The sequence below is a fragment of the Frankia sp. AiPs1 genome (assembly GCF_023716945.1).
Taxonomy (GTDB): Bacteria; Actinomycetota; Actinomycetes; order Frankiales; family Frankiaceae; genus Frankia.
Genome location: NZ_JAMQQF010000018.1, coordinates 25,486 through 33,637 on the forward strand (window position 1 = coordinate 25,486; position 8,152 = coordinate 33,637).

5 protein-coding genes are annotated in these 8,152 nt (G+C 72.3%); 2 read left to right on the plus strand and 3 right to left on the minus strand.

What is annotated here, in order from left to right:
• Window positions 1-75: 75 nt before the first annotated feature.
• Together ND748_RS04240 and ND748_RS04245 are read right to left on the minus strand one after the other, a co-directional pair.
• A complete protein-coding gene (locus ND748_RS04240) occupies window positions 76-1,086 on the minus strand; it encodes a TIGR03089 family protein (RefSeq protein ID WP_374215840.1) in 1,011 nt (336 codons plus the stop codon).
• The gene (locus ND748_RS04245; protein ID WP_374215843.1) at window positions 1,083-2,639 is read right to left on the minus strand and encodes an LCP family protein; all 1,557 of its coding nucleotides are present in this window, start codon (window positions 2,637-2,639) and stop codon (window positions 1,083-1,085) included. Before ND748_RS04245 ends, ND748_RS04240 begins: the two co-directional genes overlap by 4 nt.
• A gap of 961 nt (window positions 2,640-3,600) precedes the next feature.
• Here ND748_RS04245 and ND748_RS04250 point away from each other — a divergent pair.
• Window positions 3,601-5,352: a glycosyltransferase family 39 protein gene (locus ND748_RS04250; RefSeq protein ID WP_251744160.1), complete on the plus strand. Its 1,752-nt coding sequence runs from the start codon at window positions 3,601-3,603 to the stop codon at window positions 5,350-5,352.
• Here ND748_RS04250 and ND748_RS04255 read toward each other — a convergent pair.
• The gene (locus tag ND748_RS04255; protein ID WP_251744153.1) at window positions 5,242-6,318 is read right to left on the minus strand and encodes a glucose-1-phosphate thymidylyltransferase; all 1,077 of its coding nucleotides are present in this window, start codon (window positions 6,316-6,318) and stop codon (window positions 5,242-5,244) included. The two genes, ND748_RS04250 and ND748_RS04255, sit on opposite strands and share 111 nt — an antisense overlap.
• A 285-nt stretch (window positions 6,319-6,603) precedes the next feature.
• Here ND748_RS04255 and ND748_RS04260 point away from each other — a divergent pair.
• Window positions 6,604-8,152 (plus strand): LCP family protein (locus ND748_RS04260; RefSeq protein WP_374215841.1); only part of this gene is annotated, 1,549 nt, incomplete at its 3' end.

Below are 8,152 nucleotides of genomic sequence, written 5' to 3' on the forward strand. Positions count from 1 at the left end.
CGCACCAGGAGCCACCGGCTGGCGAAAGTAGTCACTACCCTCCGGCGTCGGCCGCCACGTCGGCCCGATCGGGCCTCACCCGAGGCGGGGGAGGTGCAGCGTCCGCACGCCTGAGCCCGCGAGCACGAGCGGCTCGGCCGCGCCGACGGCGGCAATCTCAGCGCCCGGCGCACCCGGCGTACCGGCCGCGACGGGCGCGGCGACGACAGCGGTGATCCGCTCGGCCTCGATCCGGCGGGTGAGCGCCGCGGGATCGACACGGCGGCAGAGCACGATCGACGCGCCGGCCACCAGCGGGGCGAGCAGCCCGCCGAGGAGCCCCTCGGCCGTCGTCGGCGGCGCGGTGGACAGGACCCGGTCCGCGGGCCCCAGGGCCCAGGCCGCGGCGATCCGTGAGCCGGCCCGCAGCAACTCGACCTGCTCCGGCGCGGGCGGCGGCGGGGCGAACCGGTCGCCGTGCGGGGGAACCTCGGCGGAGTAGTCCAGCACGCCGGGAACGGGCCGCAGCATTCGGCCGCCCAGCGGGCGCAGGGACAGGGCCACCGTCTCATCGACCACCAGGTCGGCGGTCGCGTCGAGCCGGTCCTCAGCCACGAACAACGCGCTGAGGTGGGTCGTCGGTGGCAGCGTCGCGCCGGCGGTCACGGCGAGCGCGCTGATCCCGCCGTTCTCGCTGGTACCGCCGTTCTCGCTGGTACCGCCGTTCTCGCTGGTACCGCCGGTGTCGGTGAGGACGACCTCCAGCCCCGCCAACCAGCCGGCGAGCGGGATGACCAGGCCCAGCCAGTGCGTCGGCAGGTCGACCCCGATGCGGTCGCCGGCACCGAGTCCGAGGGTGTCGACGAGCATGTTCGCGGTCTTGGCGATCCAGTTGTCCAGCGTGGTGGCGGAGAACTCCACCCGTTCGCCGGTCGCGTCGTCGTAGAAGGTCACCAGCGGCCGGCTCGGGTCGGTGGCGAGTCGGTGGGCGAGCAGTCCGGCGATGCCTCGCATGCTCGCGGCGATGTCGCCGTCCGGCGGGCCGGCGGTGCCCGCCGGTCCCAGCAGTCGGACCGCGGATATCAGCCGCGGTGGCACCCTGGTCACGGCGTGCAGGAGGTGTCGGCGGGCACCGGCGTGGCGGCACCGACCGCGCCGGTGCCCCTCGCCGCGGTGCCCGTCATCGTGGCTGGACCTGTCGTGCTGGCTGGACCTGTCGTGCTGGCTGGAACCGTCGTCGTGGCTGGACCTGTGGTCGTGGCTGCACCTGTGGTCGTGGCTGGACCTGTGGCCGCCGCCAGGCCGGCGAAGGCGGTGCCGAGGACGACGACAAGTCCGTCCCCCGTCCGGGCGGGGTCCTCGACGGGCAGGCCGCCGGGCAGCTGGGCGGCCAGGGTGCGTGCCGCGGTCTGCTGGCCCGGGGGGTAGTGGATCTCGGTCGGTTCCTGACCGGTCGTCGTCGCCGTCGTCATCGCTCCAGTGAATCCGAGCGACCGCAGTGCGTCGACCGTGGCGGCGGCGAGCCCTGTCCGCCCCGACGCGTTGCGGACGGCGGCGACGCTGACATCGGCGGGTCCGACCGTGGTCCCGGCGGGGTCGGGGGGTGTCGCGGCCGGCGGGGCGGTGCCCGCGGGTCGCAGCGGCGCCAGCACCCGAGCGAGGCCGGCCTGGTCGGCGACCAGCACGGCGCCGTGTGGCGGGATCGTCCCCATCCCGTCGACGGCACCGTCGGTGGGCAGCGCTACCCGGGTGGGGACCGTGACGAAGTGAACCCCGCCCGCGCTCAGCCCGCTCGCCCGCTTTGCCAGGGTGAGCAGCGCGGTCTGGTCGAGTCCCTGGTCCACCCGAAGCGCCCCGCCGACGGCGCCGAGCAGCGCGGTGATCTTCGCCGGGTTGGTGAGCACGCCCGCGCCGGTCGCCGTCACCAGGAGCTTGGCGAGGAACTGCTGCTGGCGCAGGACGCGCAGCCGCTCGTCACCGAGGGCGTAGCGGGTGCGGACGAAGGCAAGCGCCTGCTCGCCGTTCAGCCGGTTCTGCCCGAGGTGGCCGTTCCAGCCGGACATCGTGTCGTGGAGGTTGCGGGTGCTGCCGTCGGGCAACGGCGTCACGCAGACGGTGACGCCGCCCACGGCTTCCGTCATCGTGCGGAACCCGGCAAGATTGATCGAGATCGTGTGATCGATCTTCAGGCCGGTGAGCGACTCCAGCGTGGTGACGAGCCCGGGCACGTCGGCGAGCTGGAGCACCTCGGTCAGCTTCGCGCGGCCGTCTCGGGACACGGCCCGCTCGGGTGGCACTACGGGCACGAGCATGTCGCGGGGGAAGGACAGCAGGGTCGCGGAGCCGTCCCTGGCGAAGTGAGCGATGATCGTCGTGTCCGACCGCACCCCGTCGACGACGCCATACTCCCCGCCGGTGCCCTCCCGGCTGTCGTCGCCGAGCAGCAGGATGTTCTGCTCGCCGGCCGCGCCTGCCGGCCGGGCACCGTCGATGTTCCAGTCCACCCGGGTGATGGCACCGTCGAAGTGCCGGTAGGCGGCCCAGCCCAGCGAGCTCAGCGTCAGGACGAGCGCGGACAGCAGCCCGGTAGCGGTGAGCGACAGCCGACGCAGGAACGAACGGTGCCGACGCGGTCGACGGGGATCGAGCTCGGGCGGCAGCGGCAAAGGTCGCTGCCGTGCGGGCCGTCCGCGTGGGCTGCTCGGGCGGTACAGCCCGGCCGGTGGTGCTGGCCGCGGTGGCACTGGGCGTGGAGGCACAGGGCGTGGAGGCACTGGCCGCGGTGGTGTTGGGCGCGGTGGTACTGGCCGTCGTGGCCTTGGGGGCGCCGCGGGCGGCTCCGGCGCCGGTGCTCTCTCGCGCCAGTGCCACAGGTCGGGCGGGTTGCGCGGGGTAGGCGGCGGCAACGCCGGACGGGCGTGGGGGCTCACGGGGTCGCGGACCCTCCTCGGTCAGGCGGTCCTCGTCGTTGATGCCGTCGGAATGCGCACCGCGGCCGTTGTAGGTGATGCGCGAGTGGTGCCGGTGATGTGGGTGATGCAGGCGATGCGAGCGACGCGAGTGTTGTGGGTGCTGGCTGTTGTGGCTATGACGTGTGGCGATGGGGGTCTGTGCCGTTTCCATCTGTTAAGACGTCTGGGGCGCGTGGGACGTTGCCAGGGTGAACACCAGCGGGCCCGTCAGGGGGTGGAGCGCGGGGCCGCACGTATTCCTTGGTCGTACCTGGCCCGGGTCGCGCGCACGGTGACCAGCGGTTGACCGCCGGGCCGAGGGTCGGCCGGCGATGTCCGGGGCCGTCGGGACCGGTCGGCGGGGTCGTTTACCCTTGCGTCAACCATGGATGAGCCGGAGACGACGCCCACCGAGAGCACCGACACCGCCGAGCCGGCCGTCGGCGCGGCCGGCCAGACGCCGTTGGAGATCGGCCCCGTCCCGTCACAACCTCGCTCGTCACGCCGGTCCCGGCCGCCCGAACACCCGTCCCCGGCGTCCGGGACCGGGAGTGCGGCACCCGAGACCGGGTCCGCGGTGGTGGGAACGGTGGGCGACGGCAGGCGCCTGCCCCGCCGGGCTCGGCGGGGGCCGCTGCTGCTGGTGCTCATCACCGCGGTGCACCTCGCGATGTTGCTCAGCTACGCCTTCGTGTACCCCACCTGGACGGGTTACGACGAGGCCCAGCACGTCGACATGGTCTACGGGCTGCAGCACGGCGCCGGCTGGCCCGCCCCCGGCGAGAAGATGATCGCCACCGGGGTGGCGGCGACCTCGGACGACTTCGATCGCGGTCGCTACCAGGACATGTTCCAGTCCGGGGGGAAGCGGCGCGGGGCCGCGCCGTTCGCGGAGATCGACCCGACACCGCGCGACCAGCGGAGGTCCTTCAACGCCCTCGGCGGTCCGAAACCGGTCGACGACGGACGCCTGTCCAACCAGATGGTGCAGCACCCACCGCTGATCTACGCCGCCGGGGCGGTGGTGTTGCGCGCCCTGCCCGGCTCCGATGACTGGGCCTACGACCAGCAGGTCTTCGTGCTGCGGCTGCTGAACATCCTGGTCGTCGCGCCGCTGCCGCTGCTGGCCTGGCTCGCCGCCCGCCGCTTCGGTCTCGGCGAGTCCTTGGCGCTCGCCGCGGCCGTCCTGCCGTTGGCGATCCCCGGGTTCACCCGGGTCGGCGCCACCTTCAACAACGACGGCATCCTCATGCTCACCACCGGTGGGCTCACCGTGGTCCTGGCCGGGGTACTGCGGGGCGACCTGCGTCGGCGCACCGCGTTGTGGGCCGGGCTGTGGCTTGGGCTTGCGCTGCTGTCCAAGGCGTTCGCACTCACCCTGCCGGTCATGATCGTCGCCGCCTACCTGGTGGGATGGCGGCGCCGTCGGGCGTCCGACCCGGCGGAGCCCGGCGTGCGCGGGTGGCGTCGGCTGTGGCGCGCCATCGTCTCCCTGCCGTGGCTTCCCGCGCTGCTGGCCGTCGGCCTTGGTCTCGCACTCGGTGGCTGGTGGTGGGTCCGCAACTACCTGCTGTACGACGCTGTCCAGCCAAACGGCTGGGCGACCAATCCACCGCGGCGGGAGCCGCTGCTGCTTCCCGACTCGTTCCTGACCTGGTTCTGGTACTTCTTCCGGACGATGATCTCGCGGTTCTGGGGCGGTCTCGGGATGTTCGAGCCGCCGCAGCTCTCCCCGATCGCGATCGTGCTCGCCACCGTCGCCGTCGTCGGGCTGAGCGTGCTGGCGGTCGTCGGCCGCCGCCGAGCCGGGCGGACCGACCGACAGTCGCTCGCGGCCGGGGTGGTGGTCCTGCTGCTTCCGGTCGCGTTCGCGTACCTCGAGGTCGGTCAGCGCAGTTGGGCGGAGTACCAGCGGTACACCCGCGGGATCGCCGTGCAGGGCCGTTATCTTTACCTCGGTCTGGTCGGGCTGGGGGTCGTGGTCGCCCTCGGCCTGCGCCGGGCGCTGCCCGGTCGCGAACGGCTGGCCCCGCTGATCCTGCTGGTTGGTGCGCTGCTCATGCAGGGCGCGGCGCTGCTCGCGATCTGCTCCTACTACTGGTTGCCGCGCCGGGTCTCGTTCACTCCGGCGCGGACTGTGGATGTGGTGTCGGCGATCGGCCGGTGGGCGCCGTTCCCGATCGCAGTGACGATCACCGTGTTCGTGCTGGCGGCGTTGCTGTTCGCCGGGACCATCGCCGCCGCCGTGGTGCAGGCCCGCCGGCAGCCGGCCCCAGCCCCCCAGGTCCCAGCCACCCCGGCGCCGGTCCGGTCAGGTTCCCGTCGTGGCGACGGAGACGCGGGAGTGGTCGCCCAACATGAGCCGGTGCGCCTTGGGCAGGGCGGCCGAGGGCACGACCTCGACGTCCCGGCCGATCAGTGAGTCCTCGATGCGCCCGATCCCGCGGATGGTCGCCCGCTCCAGGACGATCGAGTACTCGATCTCGGTTCGTTCGATCGTGCAGGAATGGAAGATTGAGGTGAACGGGCCCACGTAGGTGTCGACCAGGGTGGTCCCGCGCCCGATGATGGCCGGCCCGCGCACGGTGGAGCGGACCAGCGAGGCGCCGTCCTCGATCACGACCCGGCCCACGATCGAGCTGTCGGCGTCCACTGTGCCGTGGATCGCCGGCTCGATCGACTCCAGCAGGTGACGGTTGGTCTCCAGCATGTCGGCCAGCCGGCCGGTGTCCTTCCAGTAGCCCTCGACCAGGTGCGAGGCGACATCGAAACCGCCGTCGACCAGCCACTGGATGGCCTCGGTGATCTCCAGCTCACCGCGGGCCGACGGTTTGATCGACCGCACCGCCTCGTGCACGGCGGTACCGAACATGTAGACGCCGACGAGCGCGAGATTGCTCGGCGGGACCACCGGCTTCTCGACAAGCCGGACGATGCGGCCGTGCGCGCCAAGTTCCGCGACGCCGAAAGCGGAGGGATTGTCCACCTTCGTGAGGAGAATCAGCGCCTCCGGGGTGGCTCGCCGGAACTCCGTCACCAGGCTGGCGATGCCGCCGATGATGAGGTTGTCCCCGAGGTACATGACGAACGGTTCGTCGGCGAGGAAGTCGCGGGCGATGAGCACCGCGTGCGCGAGCCCGAGGGGCGCGTCCTGATGGATGTAGGTCACGCGGATCCCGAACGCGGCGCCGTCGCCGACTGCCGCCTCGATCTCGGCGGCCGTTTCACCGACGATGATCCCGACGTCGACGATCCCGGCGTCCCGGATGGCCTCGAGGCCATAGAAGAGCACCGGTTTGTTCGCAACGGGGACCAACTGCTTGGCGGATGTGTGCGTGATCGGCCGCAGCCGCGTACCCGAGCCACCGGCAAGGACGAGGGCCTTCATGATCCGAAACCTTATCGCGTCGCTTTTGAACTGACCGAAAGTAACAACAGGTGTGGCGGCTGTTATCGGATTGGACTGATCCCTTTTGCCGGGATGGCTGGTTGTCTGTCCCCCCAGGTGGCCCGTCTTTCCTACGGCATCGGGTTGGTGACGGGTGCGCGCCACCCGATACGGGTACGTTGAGTAGTCGAAGGGTTCGCTACGGCCAGCCTGGCCGGGACGCTGACCGGCCGGCCCTGGTGCCCTGCCCGAGAGACATTTCCGGCCGCCTGGGAGGGGGACACGGTGACCGAGGCGCCACCGCGTCCACCGGGCGATCCGCGGGCGGAAGGTCGTGCCGGGCGGGCTCGTCGGCGCGCTCACGTCCGTCGCCCCCCGGGGACTCGCCGGGCCGCGTTGGCGGGACACATCGTTCACGACGCCCGGCGGGAGCGCTCACCGCTGGGTCGGGTGGTGATCCTGCTGGCCGCCGCACTCTCGGCGCTGATCCTGGTGACCACGGTGGGCGGCTGGACCGCCTACGAGTACTTCGGCGCGCAGATCCACCGCATCCGGCTCGGCCTCGGCGACGACCGGCCGGCGGACGCCGCCTCCGGCACCCGCAACTTCCTCCTGGTCGGCTCGGACAGCCGGGCCGGCACCGGCGGCGAGTACCAGAGCCAGGGCGCGGTGACCGACGAGCGGTCGGACACCACCATGCTGGCCCATCTCGACGCCGACGGGACGACGACGATGGTCTCGTTTCCCCGTGACACCCTGGTGCGCATCCCCGGGCACGGCCGCGGCAAGCTCAACTCGGCGATCACGATCGGCGGTCCCAGCCTGTTGATCAGGACGATCGAGAATCTGACCGACATCAAGATCGAACATTACGTCTCCATCGATCTCGCCGGCTTCAAGGAGATGACCGACGCCGTCGGCGGGGTCACCGTGTGCGTCAAGCCGTTGCCCGGCGGGGGCCGGTCGAACCTGTACGACCCGTGGTCGCAGTGGCGTGGCCGGATCGGCGAGAACCGACTGTCGGGAGAGCAGGCCCTGGCGTTCGTCCGGCAGCGCCACGGCCTGCCGGACAACGATTTCGATCGCATCCGCCGTCAGCAGCAGTTCGTCGGGGCGGTGTTCACGCAGGCGACCTCGTCCGGCGTGCTCACCAACCCGGTGCGGCTGGAGAACCTGCTGCACGCCGCGACGAAGGCGCTCACCGTCGACGACGGGACGAGCATGAACGATCTGCGTGCGCTCGCGACGCGGCTGCGTGGCATGTCCGCCGACCAGATCCGGTTCGAGACGATCCCGGTGCACGCGCCCACCCCCGCCGAGGGCGGCAACGCCCTCGGCGAGCTGCCCCGCTTCGGCTCCGTGCAGCTCTACGAGCCCATCGCGCTGGAGAAGTTCCTCGCTCCGCTGCGCGGCCGGCCCGGCCGGGCAGCGGCACCGGCGGTGAGCCCGTCGCCGACGGCGACCCCGGCGAAGGTGACCGTCGACGTCTACAACGGCGCCGGGGTCAGCGGCCTGGCCACCTCGGCCGCTGCCGCGCTGGACCGGGCCGGCTTCCAGGTCGGGCCAGCACGAACCTGGCGCGCCGGCGTCCAGCGCACCACCCAGGTGCGCTACCACCCGGGTGCGGTGGATGCCGCGCGGACGGTCCAGGCCGCGGTACCCGGCAGCCGGCTGCAGCAGGACGCCGAGGTTCCCGCCGGCCGGGTGAGCCTCGTTCTCGGCACCTCCTTCGAGATGGGCACGATCACCGCGGCGCCGTCCGCCGCCGGCGCCGCGGGGCCAGCCACCGAGGGCTCACCGGCGGGCGCGTCCGTGGGCGCCGCCTCCGGTGGGG